Below are 22,187 nucleotides of genomic sequence, written 5' to 3'. Positions count from 1 at the left end.
CGCCCCCGCCGTTCCGTCGTCCGCCCGGGAATCCCATTCCCCGCCCTTCTTCGAGGACCCGATGACCGAGATGCAGCTGCTGCCCGAACTGTTCGCGGCGCAGGCGGCGCGGACGCCCGACGCCGTCGCCGTCGAGGATGATCACCGACGGCTGTCCTACGCCGATCTGGACTATCGCGCGAATCGGCTGGCGTACATCCTGCGCGCGCAGGGCGTGCAGCCGGAGTCGGTGGTGGGGGTCTGCCTGACCCGGGGAGTCGACCTGGTGGTCGCGCTGCTGGCCACCTGGAAGGCGGGGGGCGCCTACCTGCCGATCGATCCGACGCACCCGGCCGCGCGCAACGCCGGGATGATCACCGACAGCGCCACCGCGCTGGTCCTGGTCGACCGGCTGACCGAGCAGCTGCTGACCGGCACCGGGGTGCGGCAGCTGACGCTCGAGCCGGACGCCGGCACCGACCCGCGCACCGACGGGCGGGCGCCGGCGTCACTGGTGGGCGGGGCGAACGCGGCCTACGTCGTCTACACCTCAGGATCCACCGGCCGGCCGAAGGGCGTGGTGATCACCCACGAGGGCATCGCCAACCGGGTCCGGTGGACAGTCGGCCGGCACGGCCTGGCGGCCACCGACCGGGTGCTGCAGAAGAGTTCGATCGCCTTCGACGCGGCCGCATGGGAGATCTTCGCGCCGCTGATCAGCGGCGGCACCGTGGTCCTGCCGGCGCCGGGCGTGGAGCGGTCGGTCGAGGCGATGGCCACCGTGGTGGCCGAGCGGGCCATCACCATCCTGCAGGGGGTGCCGTCGGTGCTGCGGCCGCTGGCCGCCGAACCGGCGTGGGCGCGGGCCCACCGGCTGCGCCTGGTGTTCTCGGCCGGTGAGCCGCTGGACTACGAGCTGGCCCGGCGGCTGGCCACCGCCCCGCGGCGGCCCGAGGTGTGGAACACCTACGGTCCCACCGAATGTGCGATCGACGTGACCGCGTTCCCGGTCCAGGTCGGCGGCACCGGCCCGGTGCCGATCGGCCGGGCGATCGACGGCATCGAGCTGCTGGTCCTGGACGAGAATCTGACCCCGGTCCCGGACGGGGTGACCGGCGATCTGTATGCCGCCGGTGCCGGGGTGGCTCGCGGCTACAAGGGTCGCCCGGACCTGACCGCGGCCGGTTTCCGGCCGAACCCGTTCGCCGGCGACGGATCCCGCATGTACGCCACCGGTGACCGGGCCCGCCGGCGGCCCGACGGCGTGCTGGAGTTCCTGGGCCGGTCCGACGACCAGGTCAAGATCAACGGCGTCCGGATCGAACCGGCCGAGGTGGAGGCGGCGCTGGCCGCCCATCCCGCAATCAACCTGGCCGCGGTGGTGGCCCGGCCGATCGGCGACGCCGGGCTGCGGCTGGTCGCCTTCGTCCAGGCGGACCGGGACGTATCCACCGACGAGCTGCGGGCCCACCTGCGCGGCCGGCTCCCGGAGGCGATGGTGCCGGCCGTGGTGCGCCGGCTGGCCGAGCTGCCCCGGACCGGCAGCGGGAAGCTGGACCGCGCCGCGCTGCCCGAGATCGGGCCGGACGAGGCGGCGGAACCGGCGTTCGTCGCCCCGCGCACTCCGGCCGAGCGCATCGTCGCCCAGGTCTGGTGCGACCTGTTGCAGCTGGACCGGGTCGGCGTGCACGAGGACTTCCTGGCCCTGGGCGGTGAATCGCTGATGCTGACCCGGCTGGCCAGCCGCCTGGCGAAGGCGTGTGGCGGGGCCATCGACCTGCGCGGGTTGTTCGACGCCGCGACCGTCGAGGCGCAGGCCCGCCTGCTGCCCCCTGAGCTGCTCGTTGAGCTGTCCGACGAATCCGCCTCGGAACCGGGGCCGACCGAGCGCCCGACACAGGCGCCGGCACCGACGCCAGAGGGGACGCCGGCGGGGATGCCGGTGCTCTCGTCCGGTCAACGCCGCCTGTGGTTCTCCGACCGGGTGCGGCCGGGCGGGCTAGAGTGGGTCGCCCCGATCTTCCTGCGGGTGCCCGCCGAACTCTCGGCCGAGCAGCTGGCCGGGGCCCTGACCGAGCTGGAACGGCGGCACGAGGTGCTGCGGACCCGGTTCGCCGACCGGGCCGGGGAACCGGTCGCGGTCACCGGCCCGGCCGGACCGGTCGAACTCCGGGTCGTCGACGCGGCCACCGAGGACGCCCTGCCCGGGCTGTTCGGCGAGCAGTTCGGCCGCGGCTTCGATCTGGAGAACGGCCCGATCTGGCGGGCGATGCTGGTCCGGATCCCGCACCGGCCCGCCGTCGTGCTGCTCACCGTGCACCACATCGCCACCGACGGCTGGTCGGCTGTGGTCCTGGAACGGGACCTGACCCGGCTGTGCCGGGCCGCCCTGACCGGCGAGCCGGCCGATCTGCCGGCGTTGCCGCTGCGGTTCGCCGACTACGCCGCCTGGCAGCACGAACGGCTCGGCGCCCCGGCCCTGCGGGACGGGTTGGCCTACTGGCGGGCCCAGCTGCAGGGCATCGAACCGCTGGAGCTGCCGGCCGACCGGCCGCGGGCGGCCGAGCGCGACGTCAGCGGATCCGGGGTGCCGGTTCAGCTGACCGGGGAGCGGGCGGCGGCCGTGGAGGCCGTGTCCCGGCAGCTCGGCGTGACCCCCTTCGTCACCCTGCTCGCGGCCTTCGCGATGACGCTGGCCCGGCACACCGGACGGCTCGACTTCGCCGTCGGCAGCCCGGTGGCCGGTCGCACCCGGCCCGAGTTCGAAAACCTGGTCGGCCCGTTCCTCAACCCGATCGCCCTGCGCTGCAACCTGTCCGCGGACCCGACCTTCGCCGAGGCGGTCGCCCGGGTGCGGGCCACCTGGCTGGACGCGCAGGCCAACGCGCAGGTCCCGTTCGAGCGGGTGGTGGACGAGGTGCTGCCCCGCCGGGACCTGTCCCGCACGCCCATCTACCAGGTCGGGTTCGACCTGCAGGCCGGCGGCCTGGCCACCACCGGCGCCGCCGATCCGGCCGCCGACCTGGCCTTCCAGCAGGCCTGGCGGGTGGCCAAGACCGACCTGACGTTCTTCGTCTGGCACCGCGCCGGCGGCGAGATGACCGGGGCGCTGGAGTACGCCACTTCTCTGTTCGAGAGGTCCACCGTGGCGCAGTTCGCCACCCGATTGGAACAGGTGATCACCGCGGTGACCGTCAACCCCGACCTGCGGCTGTCCGCGCTGCCCGGTGCCGACGACCGGCTGGGGGCCGGACCGGCGCCCGGATCCACCGACGGCACCGGCCGCGCCGCCGGCGTGCACGAGCTGATCGGCGCCCGCGCGGCCCGCTGCCCGCGCGCCGTGGCCGTGCAGGCCGCCGACGGCCGGCTGACCTACGCGCAGCTCGAGCAGCGCAGCGACGACTGGGCCCGCGCCCTCGACCGGCTCGGGGTCGGCCCGGGCGACGTGGTGCCGGTGCTGCTCGGCCGGTCCACCGACCTGCTCGCCGCGCTGCTGGGCGTGTGGAAGGTCGGGGCCGCGTACCTGCCGTTGGATCCGGCGATTCCGGCCGGCCGGCTGGCCACCGTACTGGCGACCGTGCTGGCCACCGCCGCCGCGCCGGTGCTGGTGACCGACGACCCGGCGCGATCCCAGGCCGGACCGAGCATCCTTGGCCCGCAGCAGATCACGGCCGGCGACGGCCGCTTCCCGGCCCGGCCGGCGGTCGCCGAGCAGCCGGCCTACGTCATCTTCACCTCCGGCTCGACCGGCGCCCCCAAGGGCGTCCGGATCACCCATGGCAACCTGGCCCACTACCTGACCAGCTGGGCCGTGGACCGGCTCGCCGCGGCCGGCACCGGGGGCGCCCCGGTGTTCTCCTCGATCGCCTTCGACATGTCGGTCACCGCGTTGTGGGCGCCGCTGCTCTGCGGCCAGCGGGTGCTGCTGCTGCCCGAGGACCTGGAGCTCTCGGAGCTGGGCCGGCAGCTGGTCGCGGCCGGGCCGTTCTCCTTCGTCAAGCTCACCCCGGGGCAGCTCGAGGTGCTGGGCGATCAGCTCGACGAGGCCGACGTCGACGCGCTGGCCGCCGTCTACGTGGTCGGGGGCGAGGCGTTCCCGGCCGAACTGGCCCGCCACTGGCTGGCCGTGCTGGGCCCGGACCGGCTGGTCAACGAGTACGGCCCGACCGAGATCACGGTGGCCGATGCCGCGCACTGGGTCGCCGAGGTCGGCGCCGGCGCCCGGGTGCCGATCGGCACCGCCCTGCCCGGCACCACCGCGGTCCTGCTGGACGAGCAGCTGCGGCCGGTCGCTGACGGCGCGGTCGGCGAGTTGTTCGTCGGCGGCGCCGGCGTCGCCGACGGCTACGTCGGCGATCCGGCCCTGACCGCGCAGCGGTTCCTGCCCGCCCCCGACGGGCCGCCCGGAGCCCGGCTCTACCGCACCGGTGACCTGGTCCGGCGGCTGCCGGACGGCGGACTGGATGTGCTGGGCCGGGCCGACCAGCAGGTCAAGATCCGCGGGTACCGGGTGGAGCCGGACGAGGTGCGGGCCGTGCTGGTGGCCGCGCCCTCCGTCCGCGACGCCGTCGTGGTCGCCGACCGGCAGCGGCTGATCGGCTACGTCGTGCCCGCCACACCCGACAACCCGCCGGCGGTCGACGAGTTGCTCGCGGCCTGCCGGGATCGACTGCCCGACTACCTGGTCCCGGCCGTCCTGCTCGAGATCCCCTCGGTGCCATTGACGGCCAACGGCAAGCTGGATCGCGACCGGCTGCCGGACCCGACCGCGGCGTCCGCCGGGCCGCGTCGTCCCCGTACGCCGGTGCAGGAGCGGGTCGCCGCGATCTGGACCGACCTGCTCGGTGTCGAGGTCGGCATCGACGACCGGTTCTTCCAGGTGGGCGGGCATTCCATCCTGGTGCTCCGGCTGGTCGCCCGGATCCAGAGCGAGTTCGACGTCGCCATTCCGGTGGCCGCGGTCTTCACCAACCCGACCATCGCCGGGCTGGCCGCCGTCATCGAGGACGCGGTGCTCGCCGACATCGAGGCGCTGTCCGACGACGAGGTCCGCAGCCGGCTGGCCGAGGAGGTCGCCTGATGACGACCGGCATCATCGAGCCGCCCGCCGCCGGCGCGGACGACCTGGCCGCCGTCCGGGCCCGGCTGCTGCAGCGGCGACTGGCCGGCCGCGCCCCGGGGCGACGCGAGCCCACGCTGCCGGCGACGCGCCGCGGCGGTCCGATCCCGCTGTCCGCGGGGCAGCGGCAGATGTGGTTCCTGTCCCGGCTGGAACCGGACAGCTGGGAGTACGCGGCCCCGCTGGTGCTGCGGCTGACCGGCGCGCTGGACCGCACGCGACTGCGGTCGGCGATCGACGCGGTCGTGGCCCGGCACGAGATCCTGCGCACGCGGTATCGCCTGGTCGATCACCGGCCGGTACAGGTGATCGACCCGGCCGGCGCCGCGCCGTTCGAGTTCGTCGAGATGACCGACCCCGCCGGGGCGGTCGCGACGGCCACCGATCTGGCCTACCGCTTCTGCGGCCGGCCGTTCGACCTGGCCGAGCAGTGGCCGCTGCGGGTCCAGCTGATCGAGATCGGGCCGGACGACCACCTGCTCACCGTGCTGTTCCACCACATCGCCTGTGACGACTGGTCGGTCCGGGTGTTCCTGACCGACCTGCGGACCGCCTACCTGGGCCGGCCGCTGGCCGAGCTGCCCGTGCAGTGGGCCGACTACGCGGCCGCGGAGGCCGAGCGGGCGGACGAGACCGATCTGGCGTTCTGGCGGACCGAGCTGTCCGATCTGGCGCCGCTGGAACTGCCGGTCGACCGCCCGCGCCCGGCCCGACGGGACTGGCACGGCGCGACCGAGACGTTCGCGGTGCCGCCGGCCGTCGCCCACCGTCTGGCCGAGCTGGCCCGGACCACCGATACGACCCCGTTCATGGTGCTGCTGACCGCATTCCAGGTCCTGCTCGGCCGGTACACCGGCCGGACCGACGTGCCCGTCGGCACCGTGGTGAGCACCCGCACCCGGCCGGAGATGCAGGAGCTCATCGGCTACGGCATCAACAGCCTGGTGCTGCGCGGACGCTGGTCGGGGGATCCGACCTTCGCCGAGCTGCTCACCGCGAACCGGACCCGGGTCGGCCAGGCCTTCGCGCACGTCGCGATGCCCTTCGCCCGGCTCGTCGACGACCTGCAGCCCGAGCGCGACATGTCCCGGACCGCTTTGTTCCAGGTGGCTTTCGCGATGCAGGAGTCGCGGGCCGGGGTGATCGAGCTGCCCGGGTTGGCCGCCACGGCGGCCGGCGCGCCGTCACCGGTGGCCCGGTTCGACCTGACCCTGCAGGTCGAGTGGGACCAGGACCGACCGGTCGCCCACCTGGAGTACGCGACCGCCCTGTTCGACGCCTCGACGGTCCGCCGGATGGCCTCCCACCTGCAGCGGTTGCTGGCCGCCGTGGCCGCGGACGCGCAGCTCGCGGTGTCGGCGCTGCCCATCCTCGGCGCCGACGAGCTGGCCCGGTTGGTGCCGGCCCGCGCTGTGGTGGAGGCCGAACCGGTGCCGGGCTGCCTGCACCAGCTGCTGCGCACGCAGGTAGCGGCGCGCCCGGACGCCCCGGCCGTCCTGGTCGACGGCGAGCCGGGGAGCCGGCTCAGCTACGCCGAGCTCAACCGCCGGTCGAACCGGTTGGCGCACCACCTGCGCGGGCTCGGCGCCGGCCCGGAATCGATCGTCGGCGTGTGCCTCTCGCGTGGTCCCGAGCTGGTCCCGGCGCTGCTGGGCGTGCTCAAGGCCGACGCCGCGTACCTGCCGCTGGACCCGGCCCAGCCCAGCGATCGGCTGACCTACATGGTCGGCGACGCCCGGGCCCGGATCATCGTCACCACCTCCGATCTGCGGCCCCGGCTGGGCGGGCTCGGCCCCGATGTCGTCGTGGTGCTGCTGGATCGCCTGTTCTGGCAGGACGAGTCGGCCGCCGACCCGATCGTGCGGGCCCGGCCGGACAACCTCGCGTACGTCATCTACACCTCGGGCTCCACCGGCCGGCCCAAGGGCGTGTGCGTCACCCACGCCAACGTCGTGCGGCTGCTGGCCCGCGGGCACGAGCTGTACGACTTCTCCGACCAGGACGTCTGGCCGTTGTTCCACTCCTACGCCTTTGACGTCTCCGTGTGGGAGCTGTGGGGCGCCCTGCTGTTCGGCGGCACCCTGGTGGTGGTGCCGTCCGCGGTCACCCGGTCCCCGGAGGACTTCCTGGACCTGCTGGTCCGGCACCGGGTGACCATGCTCAACCAGACCCCGACGGCATTCCGGGGGTTGGTCGCACTGGCCGGCGCCGGCGATCCACGGATCGACGAGCTGGCCGTGCGGGCGGTGGTGTTCGCCGGGGAGAAGCTGGAGTTCGCCGACCTGGTGCCGTGGGTGGCGCGGCGCGACCTGGCCACCACCCGGCTGGCCAACATGTACGGGATCACCGAGACGACCGTGCATTCGAGCTACTACCCGACCCGGCCGCAGGATCTGGACGCCGCGCTGGGCAACCCGGTGGGGGAGCCGTTGGCGGATCTGCGCATCTACCTGCTCGACCCGGACGGCCGACCGGTCCCGACCGGTGTGCCGGGCGAGATCCACGTCGGAGGGCCGGGAGTCACCCGTGGCTACCTCAACCGGCCGGAGCTGACCGCGGCCCGGTTCGTGCCCGATCCCTTCGGCGCGCCGGGTGGCCGCCTCTACCGCAGCGGCGACCTGGCCCACCGCAGCCCCGACGGCGGGCTGCATTTCGACGGACGCATCGACGACCAGGTCAAGATCCGGGGATTCCGGATCGAGCTCGCCGAGATCCAGCTGGCCCTGGGCGCCCAGCCGGACGTACGCGAGGCCGTCGTCGTGGTGCGCGAACCCACGCCGGGCGACAAACGGCTGGTCGCCTACCTGGTGCCGGACGCCGGCCGCCGGCTCGATCCCGAGCGGCTGCGCGCCGACCTGGGCCGCACCCTGCCCGAATACATGATCCCGTCCGCGTTCGTCGCCCTCGCGTCCTTGCCGCTGACGACCAACGGAAAGCTGGACAAGCGGGCGTTGCCCGCGCCCGGCCGCGCCGACATGTCCACCGGCGCCGGCTTCCTGGCCCCGCGCACCGACCTGGAACGCCGGCTCGCGCAGATCTGGCGGGACGTGCTGGAGGTGCCCGCGGTCGGCGTCGACGACAGCTTCTTCGACCTCGGCGGCGACTCCATCCGGGCGGTGGCCCTGGCCGGGGCCATGTCGGCCGCCGGCCTGCGGGTCAGCGTCCGGGACCTGTTCTCGTACCGCACCATCGGCCAGCTCGCCGGTCACCTGACCGGTGACGCCGGTGAGGCCGGCACCGCCCCGGATTCCCGGGTCGAGCCGTTCGCGCTGATCGACGCGCAGGACCGGGACCGGCTCCCGCCGGGCGTGGTCGACGCCTACCCGGTGGCCCAGGCCCAGCTGGGCATGCTGGTCTCGATGCTGGCCGACGAGCAGCGCAATCCGTACCACAACGTCACCTCGTTCCGGATCCGGGACGCGCGGCCGGTCTCCGCGCCGGCGTTGCGGGCGGCCGCGGCCGAGGTGACCCGGCGGCACGAGGTGCTGCGCACCGGGTTCGACCTGGACAGCTACTCGCGACCGTTGCAGCTGGTGCACGCCACGGCCCAGATGCCGTTGCAGGTGCACGATCTCGCCGGACTGGACGGCGCCGCGGTGCGGGATTCACTACTGGCGTTCCAGTCCGCGGAGCGCGCGCGGGTCTTCGACGTCCGTTCCCCGGCCCTGCTCCGCATTGCCGCGCACGGCGGCGACGACGGCTGCTGGTGGCTCTCGATCACCGAATGCCACCCGATCCTGGAGGGCTGGAGCCACCACAGCCTGCTGATGGAGCTGCTCGGGTTGTACGGGCAGTTCCGGGACGGCCAGCCGATCGAGCCCTACGCGGCGCCCGGCGTCCGCTTCGCCGACTTCGTGGCCGCCGAGCTGGCCGCTCTCGATTCGCCGGCCGACCAGGAGTACTGGCGGCGGGTCGCCGCGGTGCCCACGTTCAGCCTGCCGGACGGCTGGGGCGCGCCGCCGCCGGCCGGTGATCCGCTGACCGAGTCCTACGTGGTTGCCGTGCCCGTGCACGACCTCGACCCGGCCCTGCGCGAGCTGGCCCGAGCCGCCGGAGCCTCGCTCAAGGCGGTGATGCTGGCCGCCCACCTCAAGGTGCTCAGCCAGCTGACCGCCGAGCGCACGTTCACCGCCGGCCTGGTCTGCGACGGCCGTCCCGAAGTCACCGGCGCCGACCGCGTCTACGGCATGTACATCAACACGCTGCCGTTCGTGCACGACCGCACCGCCGGCACCTGGCGCGAGCTGGTCGCCCAGGTGCTGGCCCGGGAGATCGAGCTGTGGCCGCACCGCCGGTTCCCGCTGCCGGCCATCCAGCGGGCGGTGGGCGCCGACTCGCTGGTCGACGTGTACTTCAACTACCAGGACTTCCGGCAACTCGACGCGGGCATGATCGACCACCCGGCGACCCTGGACAACAGCGTCACCGAGTTCGGCCTGTCGGTCTCCAGCCGCGGCGGCCACATCCACCTGACCGCCCACCCGCAGACCCTGGACCGCGCGCACGCGCAGCGCATCCTGGGCATGTACCGGGCCGTGCTGGAGGCGATGGCGGCCGATCCGGACGGTGACGCCCGGGCCGTCCGGCTGCCCGCGGAGGATCGAGCCGCCGCCCTGCAGGGGCTGACCACCGGCCCGAATCCGCCGGTGGCCCGGACCATCCCGGCCGCGTTCGCCGCCCAGGTCGCGCGCACGCCGGACGCCCCGGCCGTGCACTGCGGCGAGCACACGCTGAGCTACCGCGCCCTGGCCGCACTGGCCGCCGACCTGTCCGGCCGGCTGGCCCGGCACGGCACCGGACCCGAGCGGCTGGTCGCGATCTGCCTGGACCGGGGTCCGGCGCTGGTGCCGGCCCTGCTCGGGGTGCTGGGCAGCGGAGCCGCCTACCTGCCGATCGAGCCGAACCTGCCCACCCAACGGATCGCCTTCCTGCTCGCCGACGCCGCGGTGGACGCCCTGGTCACCGATGCGGCCAATGCCGCCGCGCTGGCGCCGCTGCTGCCCGGTCGCGTCCTGGTCGTCGACCCGGATGCGGTCATCGACCCGGCCGGCTACCCGGTTCCGCCGGTCGATCCCGACGCGCTGGCCTACGTGATGTACACCTCGGGCTCCACCGGGGCCCCCAAGGGCGTGATGGCCACCCACGCCAACGTGCTGAGCTTCCTGGCCGCGGCCGGGGAACGGTTCGGCTTCGGTGCGGACGACGTGTGGGCGGCCGCCCACTCCTTCGGTTTCGACGTGTCGGTGTGGGAGATCTTCGGCGCGCTGCTGGTCGGCGGGCAGGTCGCGGTGCTGCCGTGGTCGACCGTGCGGTCCCCGGAGGACCTGCTGGACGCGCTGGTCCGGTACCGGGTCACCGTGCTCGACCAGACCCCGTCGGCCTTCCGCGGGCTGGTGCACCTGGCCGCCCAGGACGATCCGCGGATCGCCGACCTGGCGCTGCGCACCGTGCTCCTGGCCGGTGAGCGGCCGGCGCCGGCCGAGCTGCCGCCCTGGACCGACCGCCGGGGCTGGCACAGCCCCCGGCTGTACAACCTGTACGGCATCACCGAGACCACGGTGGAAAGCGCCGCCCAGCAGTTCGAACCGGTGGACGTCAGCAGCGGGCTCAACCGGGCCGGCCGGCCGTTCGCCGGGATCGGGATGGTCGTGCTGGACGCCGACGGCGAACCGGTACCGGTGGGGGTGCCGGGGGAGATCCACCTGGCCGGGCACGGTCTGGCCCGCGGCTATCTCGGCCGGCCGGACCTGACCGCCGCGCGGTTCGTGCCGAACCCGTTCGGACCGCCCGGATCCCGGCTCTACCGCAGCGGCGACCTGGGCCGGCTGCGGCCCGACGGCGGGCTGGAGGTGCTGGGCCGGATCGACGACCAGGTCAAGATCCGTGGCTACCGGGTGGAGCCGGGGGAGATCGCCGCGCAGCTACGCCGGTGCCCCGGGGTCCGGGACGCGGTCGTCACCGTGCACGACGGCGACGTGCTGATGGCCACGGTGGTGCCCGACCCCGACCACGATTCCGACCGCGACGGGGCCCTGGAAGCGGCCACGATCGTCCGGTGGTGCGCCGATCGGCTGCCGGACTACCTGGTGCCGGCGGCCGTCGTGTTCCGCGACGCGCTGCCGCTCACCGCCACCGGCAAGATCGACCGGGCCGCGCTGGGCCAGCCGGACCGGGCCGCGATGCCCGCCCTGCGGGCGGCCCTGGCCCCGCGGACCGACGTCGAGGCGCGGCTGGTCCAGGTGTGGCGCGAGGTGCTCGACCTGGACGAGATCGGTGTCGAGGACAGCTTCTTCCAGCTCGGCGGCGACTCCATCCGGGTGCTCACCCTGGTCACCCGGATGCGGGCGGCCGGCTTCCCGGCCGCCGTCCGGGACGTCTTCGAGCAGCAGACCGTCGCCCGGCTGGCCGAGTTGCTGACCGGCCGGCCGGCCCCGGTCGAGATCGAACCGGTGGCGCCGTTCGCGCTGCTGACCGACGCCGACCGGAACCGCCTCCCGGACGGTCTGACCGACGCCTACCCGCTGTCCCAGGTGCAGCTCGGCATGGTCGTGCAGACCCTGACCGACGGTGACGTCAACGCCTACCAGAGCGTCAACTCGTTCCTGGTGGAGAACGAGGAGTGGTCGGAGCCGGCGTTGCGCGCGGCGGTGGCCGGTCTGCCCACCCGGCACGAGACCCTGCGCACCGCCATCGATCTGACCGGCTACTCGGTACCCCTGCAGCTGGTGCACGCGACCGCGGCGATCCCGCTGCGCATCGTCGACCTGCGCGGGCAGGACGAGGCCGGGCAGCGCCGGGCCGTCACCGAATTCGTGGCCGAGCAGGGCCGGGAACTGTTCGACCTGACCCTCGCCCCGCTCACCCGGTTCACCGTCCACCGGCTGGCCGACGACCGGTGGCGCCTCACCTTCACCCAGTCCCATGCGATCACCGAGGGCTGGAGCTACCACCAGATGCTGATGGAGCTGCTGGCCGACTACCGGGACCGGCGCGACGGGCGGGTCCCGACGCACCCGGAGCCGCCGGCCGTGCGTTACGCCGACTTCATCGCCGCCGAGCAGGCCGCGCTCGACTCGGCCTCGGATCGGGCGTTCTGGGCTGAGCTGGTGGCCGACCATCCCCGGCTGGAGCTGCCGGCGACCTGGCGGCCCCGCCAGACGGCGGAACCGGAGATGATCCTGGGCGGCGTCCGGTTGGAGTCGGTCGAGGCCGGACTCCGCGCGCTGGCCGTCCGCGCCCGGGTCCCCATGAAGGCCGTCTTCCTGGCCGCCCATCTCAAGGTGCTCAGCCAGCTCACCGCCCAGGACCGGTTCTGCACCGGCCTGGTCTGGGACACCCGGCCGGAGGCCGCGGGCGCCGACCGGGTGCTCGGCATGCACCTGAACACGTTGCCGTTCAAGGGCCAACGGCCCACCGGCAGCTGGACCGACTGGGTCCAACGGGTCTTCGCCGATGAACTGGCCGCCTTCGCCCACCGCCGGTTGCCGTTGCCGGCGATCCAGCGGCAGGCCGGCGGCGCACCGCTGCTCAACGTGATCTTCACCTACCTGGACTTCCACGTGGCCCGGGGCGATGCCGTCGACCTGGACGCGACGATCGCCAACAGCCCCACCGAATTCGACCTCAACGTGACCACCCTGGGCGGCCTGCTCGGCCTGAGCAGCACCACCCGGGTGATCGGCCGGACCGACATGGACCGGCTGTCGGCGATGTACGGCGCCGTGCTGACCGCGATGGCCGCCGACCCGGACGGCGACGCCGGTGCCGTGCACCTGCCGGCCGGCGAGCGGGATCGGCTGCTGCACGAGTGGAACCCGCCGGTCCGGTTGGACCAACCGGCCCTGCTGCACGAGCGGTTCGCCGCCGTGGCCGCCGCCCGGCCGGACGCGATCGCGGTGGTCTGCGGAACCGACCGCCGCACCTACGCCCAGGTCAACGCGCAGGCCAACCGACTGGCCCACCACCTGCGTTCGTGCGGGGTCGGGCCGGACGAGCTGGTCGGGGTCTGCCTGGAGCGGGGACCCGAGCTGATCCCGGCCGTGCTCGGGGTGCTCAAGTCCGGGGCCGGTTACCTGCCCATCGACCCGGCCACCCCGGCCGACCGGCGGGCGTTCATGCTCGCCGACTCCGGGGCCCGGATCCTGATCACCACCGGCATCACCGCTGACATCACCGCTGACATCACCACCGGCCCGCCGGCGGTCGACCCCGCGGTCACCGTCATCGACCTGCACGCCGACGCCGCGGCGATCGGGGCCGGCCCGGACAGCGACCCGGTCACCGTGTCCACCCCGGACAACCTGATCTACGCGATCTACACCTCCGGCTCGACCGGGGTGCCCAAGGGCGTGCTGCTCACCCACGCCAACGTGGACGCACTGTTCGCGGCCACCCAGGACCGGGTGGCGATGGGCGCGGACGACGTCTGGACGCTGTTCCATTCGTACGCCTTCGACGTCTCGGTGTGGGAGATGTGGGGGGCGCTGCGGCACGGCGGCACCCTGGTCGTGGTGCCGGCGGACGTCGCGCGCAACCCGGACGCCTTCCTGGACCTGCTGGTCGCCGAGCGGGTCAGCATCCTGAGCCAGACCCCGTCCGCCTTCCGGTCCCTGGTCGCCGCGGCCGCCGACGGGGATCCGCGGATCGACCGGCTGTCCCTGCGGGCGGTCGTGTTCGGCGGCGAGCGGCTGGATTTCGCCGCCCTGCTGCCCTGGGTGCGCCGGGTCGGCCTGGACCGCCCCGCCCTGCTCAACCTGTACGGGATCACCGAGACCACGGTGCATTCCAGCTTCCACCGGCTGGTCGCGGCCGACTTCGACACCCCGGAGGTGAGCCGGGTCGGCCTGCCCCTCCCGGGCTGGTCGATGCACGTGCTCGACCCGCACGGCCACCCGGTGCCGATCGGGGTGCCGGGCGAGATCCACGTCGGCGGGCCCGGTCTGGCCCGCGGCTACCTGGGCCGGCCGCAGCTGACCGCGGACCGGTTCGGGCCCGACCCCTTCGCCGCGGCGCCCGGCGGCCGGTTGTACCGGTCCGGCGACATCGGTCGCCGGCTGGCCGACGGCACCATCGAGAGCCTCGGCCGGGCCGACGACCAGGTCAAGATCCGCGGCTACCGGGTGGAACTCGGCGAGGTCGCCGCCGCCCTGTCCGCGCTGCCCGAGGTGGCGGACGCGGTCGTGCTGCTGATCGAGCAGAGTCTGGTCGGCTACCTCGTGCCGGTCGCCGGCGCCGACGTCGTCCCGGCCGACCTGCGGGACCGGCTGCGCCGGTCCCTGCCCGAATACATGGTCCCGGCCGCGCTGGTCACCGTGCCGGCGTTCCCGACGACCACCAACGGCAAGCTGGACAAGGCAGCGCTGCCCCGGCCCGGCTTCGACGCGCTGGCCCGCCGGGCGCCGTACGTCCCGCCGCGAACCCCGCTGGAGGAGCGACTGGCCGCCGGGTGGGCGGCCGCGCTCGGCCTGGACCGGATCGGCGTGCAGGACTCGTTCTTCGACGTCGGCGGCGATTCGCTGCGCGCCGTCGCGCTGGTCGGCGCGCTGCGCGCGGCCGGCCTGAACGTCGACGTCCGGGACGTGTTCGTGCAGCAGAGCATCGCCCGGCTCGCGGCCGAGCTCGAGCGTCGGGCCACGGCGGCGGAGTCCATCGACGGTGCGCAGGCGGTGACCCCGTTCACGCCGGTGGCGCCGTTCGCGCTGCTCGATCCGGCCGATCGGGACCGGCTGCCGGCCGATGTGGTCGACGCCTATCCGGCCACCCAGGCGCAGGTCGGCATGGCGGTCCAGGCGCAGGCCGACCCGGACCACGCGCTGTACACGATCGTCTCCTCGTTCCGGATCTGGGACGAGCGGCCGGTCGAGCAGCCGGCGCTGGCCCGGGCGGTGGCCGAGCTGGTCGAACGGCACGAGGCGCTGCGCACCTCGGTCCAGCTGACCGGTTACTCGGTGCCGCTGCAGCTGGTGCACCGGACCGCGACGGTGCCGGTGCGGGTCATCGACCATCCCGCCGCCGAGCGACCCGGGATCGACCCGGGCACCGCCGGACCTGACCTGGCCGGCTTCGCCGCCGCCGAGCGAGCCGCCGGGGTGGACCTGACGGTGGCCCCGCTGCTGCGGGTGGCCGCCCACCAGGACCGTGGGGCCTGGTGGCTGACCCTGACGGTGAGCCATCTGATCGTCGGCGGCTGGGACCTGAACTCCCTGCTGGCCGATCTGGTCGCCGGCTACCGGCGGTGCCGGGCCGGTCGGACCGTACCCGTCACCGTCCCGGCCGTGCGCTTCGCCGACTTCGTCGCGGCCGAGCGGCAGGCCGTGGCCGACCCGGCCGAGGGGGCGTTCTGGCGCACCCTGCTCGTCGACCACCCGCCGCTGCGGCTGCCCGAGGCCTGGGCCGAGCCGATCACCGCCGGCCGGCCCGCGCCGGCCGCCCGGCAGGTCTCGGTCTCCTACCGGGACCTGGACGCCGACCTGCGGACGCTGGCCGCCCGGTGCGGCACCTCGGTGAAGGCCGTCCTGCACGCCGCCCATCTGGCGGTGATGAGCGGGCTCACCGAGCTGCCGGAGTTCTCCGTCGGTCTGGTCGCCGACGCCCGCCCGGAACAGGCTGGCGCGGAACGGGTGCTGGGGATGTACATCAACTCGCTGCCGTTCCCGCACCGGCGGTCGGATCGAACCTGGGCCGACCTGGTGCGGGCGGTGTTCGCGGCCGAACTGGCCATCTGGCCGCACCGCCGGTTCCCGTTGGGTGCCATCACGGCGGCCGCCGGCCAATCCGGACAGGGGCCGTTGCTGGAGGTGCTGTTCGACTTCAACGACTTCCATCAGGTGGACGAGGCCGTCGTGGACGTCGAGGCCTCGCTGGGTGACGCGGCGACCGAGTTCCCGCTGACCGTCAGCACCGTCGGCGGCCTGATCCACCTGGCCACCAGCGGCGGCCGGATCGGCCCGGCCGAACTGGACCGGCTGGCCGGCAGCTACCGCGGGGTGCTCGAGGCGATGGTTGCCGACCCCGACGGCGACGCCCAGGCCACCTTCCTGACCCCGGCCGACCATGTCCGGCTGACCCGGGAATGGCCGCGCGGGGCGGAGGTCGCGCCCACCGAGATGACCGCGCCGGCCGCCTTTGCCCGGCAGGTCGCGGCCACCCCGGCGGCCACCGCGGTGACCTTCGCCGGCGGCGCGCTGAGCTACGCCGACCTCGATCGGCGGGCGGCCCGGATCGCGGGCGGGCTGACCGCCCGGGGCGTGGCCGCGGGCGACATGGTCGGTGTCCTGCTGGACCGGGGCCCGGACCTGGTGGCCGCGCTGCTCGGGGTATGGCGGGTCGGCGCCGCGTTCGTGCCGCTCGATCCGGCCCATCCGGCCGGCCGGCTCGCCGAGATGCTCGCCGACGTCCGGGCCGGGCTCGTGATCGCCGACCGGGCCGTCGATCTCGGCGTGCCGGTGGCCACGGTGGCCGAGCTGGACCGGGCCGCGGGGACCGACCCCACCGGCCCGGCGGGGAAGGTCGACCCGGACCTGCCCGCCTACGTGATCTTCACCTCCGGCTCCACCGGCCGGCCCAAGGGGGTGCTGACCAGCCACCGCAACCTGTGGGCGTACCTGCACCCGTGGGCGACCGACCTGGCCACCCGCGGGGCCGGGGGCGCCCCGCTGTTCTCCTCGCCCGCGGTCGACTTCTCGATGACCGTGCTGTGGGGTCCCCTGTGCACCGGCCGGGTGCTGGCCCTGGCCCCGGCCGACCTGGAGCTGGCCGACCTGGGTGGGTGGCTCGCCGCGGCCGGGCCGTTCGGCGTCGTCTCGCTGACCCCGGCCCACCTGCAACTGCTCGACGAGCAGCTCGGGGCGGCCGCGGGCGCGGCCGTGGCCGGCGTGTACCTGGTCGGCGGCGAGGCGCTGCCGACCGAGCTGGCCGCCCGGTGGTCGACCGCGCTGGGTGCCGGCGGCCTGATCAACGAGTACGGGCCGACCGAGATCACGGTGGCCAACTGCGCGTTCGCGTTGCCGCCGGGAGATCCGGACGGGCGCATCCCGATCGGCCGGCCGCTGCCCGGAACCACCGCCTACGTGCTGGATTCCCGGCTGCAGCCGGTCCCGGCCGGCGTCCCCGGCGAGATCTGGGTGGGTGGCCCCGGGGTGGCGCTCGGTTATGCCGGCCGGCCCGGGCTGACCGCCGATCGGTTCCGGCCGGATCCGTTCGGGCCGCCCGGTGCTCGCCTGTACCGCACCGGCGATCTCGGTCGCTGGTTGCCCGACGGGGTGCTGGACTGCCTGGGCCGGGCCGACGACCAGGTGAAGATCCGCGGACACCGGATCGAGCTCGGCGAGATCCGCGCGGTCCTGGTCGCGGCCGGGGCGCGGGACGCGGCCGTGCTGGTGCGCGCGGGACGGCTCGTCGCGTGGGTGGTCGGCGAGGTGGCCCCGGACGAGCTGCGCGAGCAGTGCCGGCGCCGGCTGCCGGCGCCGATGATCCCGGCAGCGTTCGTCCCCGTCGACGCGCTGCCGATCACGCCCAACGGAAAGCTCGACCGGCTCGCGCTGCCCGATCCGGATTCTGCGGCCGGGGCAGCGTCCGCGCCGCCGGTCGGCGCGGCCGAACGACTCGTCGCCGACGTGTGGACCCGCCGGCTGGGCGTCGAGATCGGACGGGACGACGACTTCTTCGACCGGGGCGGGGATTCGCTCAGTGCGGTCGGGGTGATCGGCGAGCTGCGCGCCGCCGGTTACGCCGTGTCGGTGCGGGATCTGTTCGCCCGGCGGACCGTGCGGGCGCTGGCGGCCGGGCTCGATCCGGGTGTCGAGCCGGAACCGGCCACCGTCGCCCCGTTCGCCCTGCTGGAGCCGGCTGACCGGGCGGCCCTGCCGGACGGGTTGACCGACGCGTACCCGATGTCCCAGGTGCAGCTGGGCATGCTGGCCGAGATGACGGCCGCGCGGGGCCCGGCCGGTCGGGGCGCCTATCACAGCGTGCTCGCGCATCGGATCGCCGACGACGGGCCGCTGGACCCGGACGCGTTGCGGGCCGCCGTCGCGGTGGTGCTGCGCCGGCACGACACGCTGCGCACGTCCTTTGCGCTGTCCGGGTTCTCGGTGCCGCTGCAGCTGGTGCAGCAGCACGTCGAGCTGCCCGTGCCGGTCATCGACGGCCGCGGGCTGGACGCCCAGGTCGCCCGGGAACGGCTCGAGCAGTACCTGGCCGCCGAGCGGACCGCGCTGCTGGACCCGGCGCGGGCGCCGCAGCTGCGCCTGGCCGCCCACCTGGAGGACGACCGGACCTGGTGGTTGACCATCTCGATCAGCCACGCCATCACCGAAGGCTGGAGCCTGCGGCTGCTGGTCGAGGAACTGCTGGACGCGTACCAGCAGCGGCGGGCCGGCGACGAGGTCGTCCTGCCCGACGTGCCGGACGTCCGCTACGCCGACTTCATCGCCGGCGAGTTGGCCGCGCTGGCGGACCCCGACGACGCCGCCTACTGGCTGGGCATCACGGCCGACTACCCGGCGGCCCGGGTGCCGACCGGCTGGCAGGACCCCGGACCGCGCGCGGTGACCCGGGCCTGGGTCGATCTGACCGGCCGGGGGGACCGGTTGCGGGACTTCGCCCGTACCACCGGGGTGCCGCTCAAGGCCGTGCTGCACGCGCTGCACCTCAAGGTGCTCGGCCAGCTCACCGGGGACGCCGCCTACGCCTCCGGGCTGGTGTGCGACGCCCGGCCCGAGGTGGCCGGCGCCGACCGGCTGCTGGGCATGTTCCTGAACACCGTGCCGTTCGGGCACGACCGGAGCACCGGCAGCTGGCGCGAGCTGGCCCGCCGGGTCTTCGACCGGGAGGTTCAGCTGTGGCCGCACCGGCGGTTCCCCGTGCCCGCCATCCAGCGGGCCGCCGGCCGTCGGGTGGTGGAGATCCTGTTCAACTATCAGGATCTCGACCGGCCCGCGGCGGGGGAGCCGGGGTCGGCGCCGGCGCCCGGGACCACGACGGCGGTCCGGACCACCGTCGGTGAGGGGGCCACCGAGTTCGCCCTGTCGGTCATCGCCTCGCCCACCGCCTTCGACCTGCAGAGCGAGAGCACCGTTCTGGGCGAGCGGTCACTGGCCCGGATCGCCGGCATGCTCGACGCCGCGGTCGACGCCCTGCTCGCGGACCCGGACGGCTCCAGCGGCCGGCTGTGCCTGCCGGCCGGGGACCACGCCACGCCCGAACCCGGTGTGAGCGCCGGGATCGCGGCCGATGCACCGGCGCCGACGGGCACGCTGGCCCAGCGGTTCGCCGACCAGGCGGCGGCCACCCCGGACGCGGTCGCCGTGCGGGCCGGTGACCGGCAGCTGACCTACCGCGAGCTGGACCGCCTCGCGAACCGGCTGGCGCACCGGCTGATCGAGCTCGGCGCCGGGCCGGGCACCCTGGTCGGGGTCTGCCTGGACCGGGGCCCGGACCTGATCCCGGCGCTGCTCGGGGTGCTCAAGTCGGGGGCCGCCTACCTGCCGCTGGATCCGGTGCAGCCGCCGGAGCGGTTGGCGTACATGCTCGGCGACGCCGGGGCGCCGATCGTGATCACCCACTCCGCGCAGCGCCCGCTGCTGCCCGCGACGATCGACGGCACGGTGCTGCTGCTCGACGACGAGGACCTGACGGACCGTCCGGTGACCGCCCCGGTCACCGGGTGCCGGGCCGACGATCTGGTCTACGTCATCTACACCTCGGGCTCCACCGGCCGGCCCAAGGGGGTCTGCCTCACCCACGCTAACGTCCTTCGGCTGATCGACACCGGCCAGGAACACTACGGTTTCGACGAGACCGACTGCTGGCCGCTGTTCCACTCCTTCGCCTTCGACGTGTCGGTCTGGGAGATGTGGGGCGCGCTGCTGCACGGCGGCCGGCTGGTCGTGGTGCCGCAGTCGATGCTCCGGTCGCCGGGAGAGTTCCTCGATCTGCTCCTCGAGCAGCGGGTGACGGTGCTCAACCAGACCCCGTCGGCGTTCCGCGCCCTGGTGGATCTGGCCGCGGCCGGCGACCCGCGCATCGACCGGCTCGCCCTGCGCACCGTGGTCTTCGCCGGGGAGAAGCTGGACATGCCGATGCTGGCGCCCTGGGTGGCCCGGCACGGGCTCGGCCGGGTGGCCCTGATCAACATGTACGGGATCACCGAGACCACCGTGCACACCACCTATCACCGGATCACCCGGGCCGATCTGACTCCCGGTGCGGCGAACCGGATCGGGCGACCGCTGGCCGACCTGCACATCGAGTTGATCGACAGCGCCGGGGAGCCGGTACCCACCGGCGTGATCGGCGAGATCACCGTCTCCGGGCCCGGTGTCGCCCGCGGCTACCTCGGCCGTCCGGCGCTGACCGCAGAGCGGTTCGAGCCCGACCCACACGGCCCAGCGGGCAGCCGCCGCTATCGCAGCGGTGACCGGGCCCGGCGCCGGCCGGACGGCACGTTCGAGTTCTGTGGCCGCATCGACGACCAGATCAAGATCCGCGGCTTCCGGGTCGAACCGGGGGAGGTCAGGGCGGCGGTGATCAGTCACCCGGCCGTGGCCGACGCACTGGTCGTCGGGCACGCCGGGCCGGCCGGCCCGTCCCTGGTCGCCTACGTCGTCCCGGCTGCCGGCCAGAGCGCGCCGACCCCGGCCGACCTGCGGAGCTACCTGTTGCGCCGGTTGCCGGAGTACATGGTGCCGGGCGCGTACCTGACGATCGCGGCCTTCCCGCTCACCCCGAACGGCAAGCTCGATCGGCGGGCCCTGCCGGTACCCGAGCTGGCCGTCCCGGCGCGCGGCGCGTTCGTCGCCCCGCGCACCACCGCGCAGCGGCAGCTCGCCGAGATCTTCTCGCGCGTCCTGGGGGTGCCGGACGTCGGCCTGCACGACCGGTTCTTCGATCTGGGTGGCCACTCGATCGCCGTGGTCCGGGTGGTCGCCGAGGCGAACGCCGTCGGGCTGCAACCGTCGCTGCGGATGCTGTACGAGAACCGGACTCTCGGCGAGCTGGCGGCCGAGCTGGAGCCGGTTGCCGCACCGCCGACCGCACTGCCGACCGCGCCGGTCGACCGGCCGCGTCCGCCGGCCCGGCCGGTCCCGTCGCCGCTGGCCTCGATGGCCGAGCACCGGGTGCCGGGGGTCTCGATCGCCATGGTCACCGGCGGCGAGCTCACCGGGTGCGCCGGCTTCGGCGTGGTCTGCGCGGGCGGTGACCCGGTCCGGCCGGAGACGATCTTCCCGGTCGCGTCGGTCAGCAAGCTGGTCACCGCGGTCGGCGCCCTGCAGCTGGTGCGCCGCGGCGTGCTGGACCTGGACGTCGACGTCAACCGGTACCTGACGCAGTGGCGCATTCCCGGGGACGAGCCGGTGACGCTGCGCCAGTTGCTGGGCCACACCTCCGGGCTCAGCGCGCCGGAGCAGGCCGACTACCCGCCGGGCGCGGCCATGCCCGAACTGGTCGAGCTGCTGGCCGGTCGCCCGCCGGTGACCTCGCCGCCGATCGGGCCGGAGCTTCGCCCCGGCGCCGAGTTCCGGGCGGCCAACAGCAACTACGCGGTGGTCCAGCAGGTGATCGCGGAGGCCACCGGCCTCCGGTTCGCCGACCTCATGCGGGAGCAGGTGTTCGCCCCGCTGGGCATGACGCACAGCAGCTTCGAGCCGCCGGATCCGGCCGCGACCGCCTGGGGGCACGATGCCCAGGGCGGCCGGCGACCGGAACCCTGGCGGATCCGGCCCGACGTCGGGGCCGCCGGCCTGTTCTCCACGGCGAGCGACCTGGCCCGGGTGGCCATCGAGATCCGCCGGTCGGCCCTGGATCTCGGGCCGTCGTTGCTCGGGCCCGAGCTCGCCGGGCAGATGCTCCGGTCGGTGCCGGGCGCGTTCTACGGGCTGGGCACCCTCGTCGACGACAGCGGGGGCGACGTCGAGTACGGACACACGGGCGAGTGCACGGGCTTCCGGGCCCTGGTGTTCGGCCGGCTCCGCTCCGGCGACGCCGTCGTGATCCTCACCAACGGCGAGGCCGGCAACGGTGTCTTCCAGCACCTGGCCGCGGTGCTCGCCGAATGAATCCCGCCGCCACGACCGACAGGGAGTTCCTC

The 22,187-nt window shown here is 74.5% G+C and carries 2 protein-coding genes; both read left to right on the top strand.

The window, feature by feature from the left end; genetic code table 11:
- Positions 1-61 precede the first annotated feature (61 nt).
- Complete coding sequence (locus NAMU_RS19165; RefSeq protein WP_015748996.1) at positions 62-5,059, top strand: non-ribosomal peptide synthetase; 4,998 nt, start codon at positions 62-64, stop codon at positions 5,057-5,059.
- Positions 5,059-22,155 carry a non-ribosomal peptide synthetase gene (locus NAMU_RS19160; RefSeq protein ID WP_015748995.1) on the top strand — a complete coding sequence of 5,699 codons (17,097 nt, stop codon included), beginning with the start codon at positions 5,059-5,061 and terminating at the stop codon, positions 22,153-22,155. The genes NAMU_RS19165 and NAMU_RS19160 overlap by 1 nt, the downstream gene beginning before the upstream one ends.
- The last annotated feature ends 32 nt before the right edge of the window (positions 22,156-22,187 follow it).

This window comes from Nakamurella multipartita DSM 44233 (assembly GCF_000024365.1).
Taxonomy (GTDB): domain Bacteria; phylum Actinomycetota; class Actinomycetes; order Mycobacteriales; family Nakamurellaceae; genus Nakamurella; species Nakamurella multipartita.
Note: the sequence above shows the minus strand (reverse complement) of the source record. Positions and strands in the feature narration are given on the sequence as shown.

Coding starts and splice junctions, on each gene's coding strand:
- NAMU_RS19165 (WP_015748996.1), top strand. CDS start 62: ATGACCGAGATGCAGCTGCTGCCCGAACTGTTCGCGGCGCAGGCGGCG.
- NAMU_RS19160 (WP_015748995.1), top strand. CDS start 5,059: ATGACGACCGGCATCATCGAGCCGCCCGCCGCCGGCGCGGACGACCTG.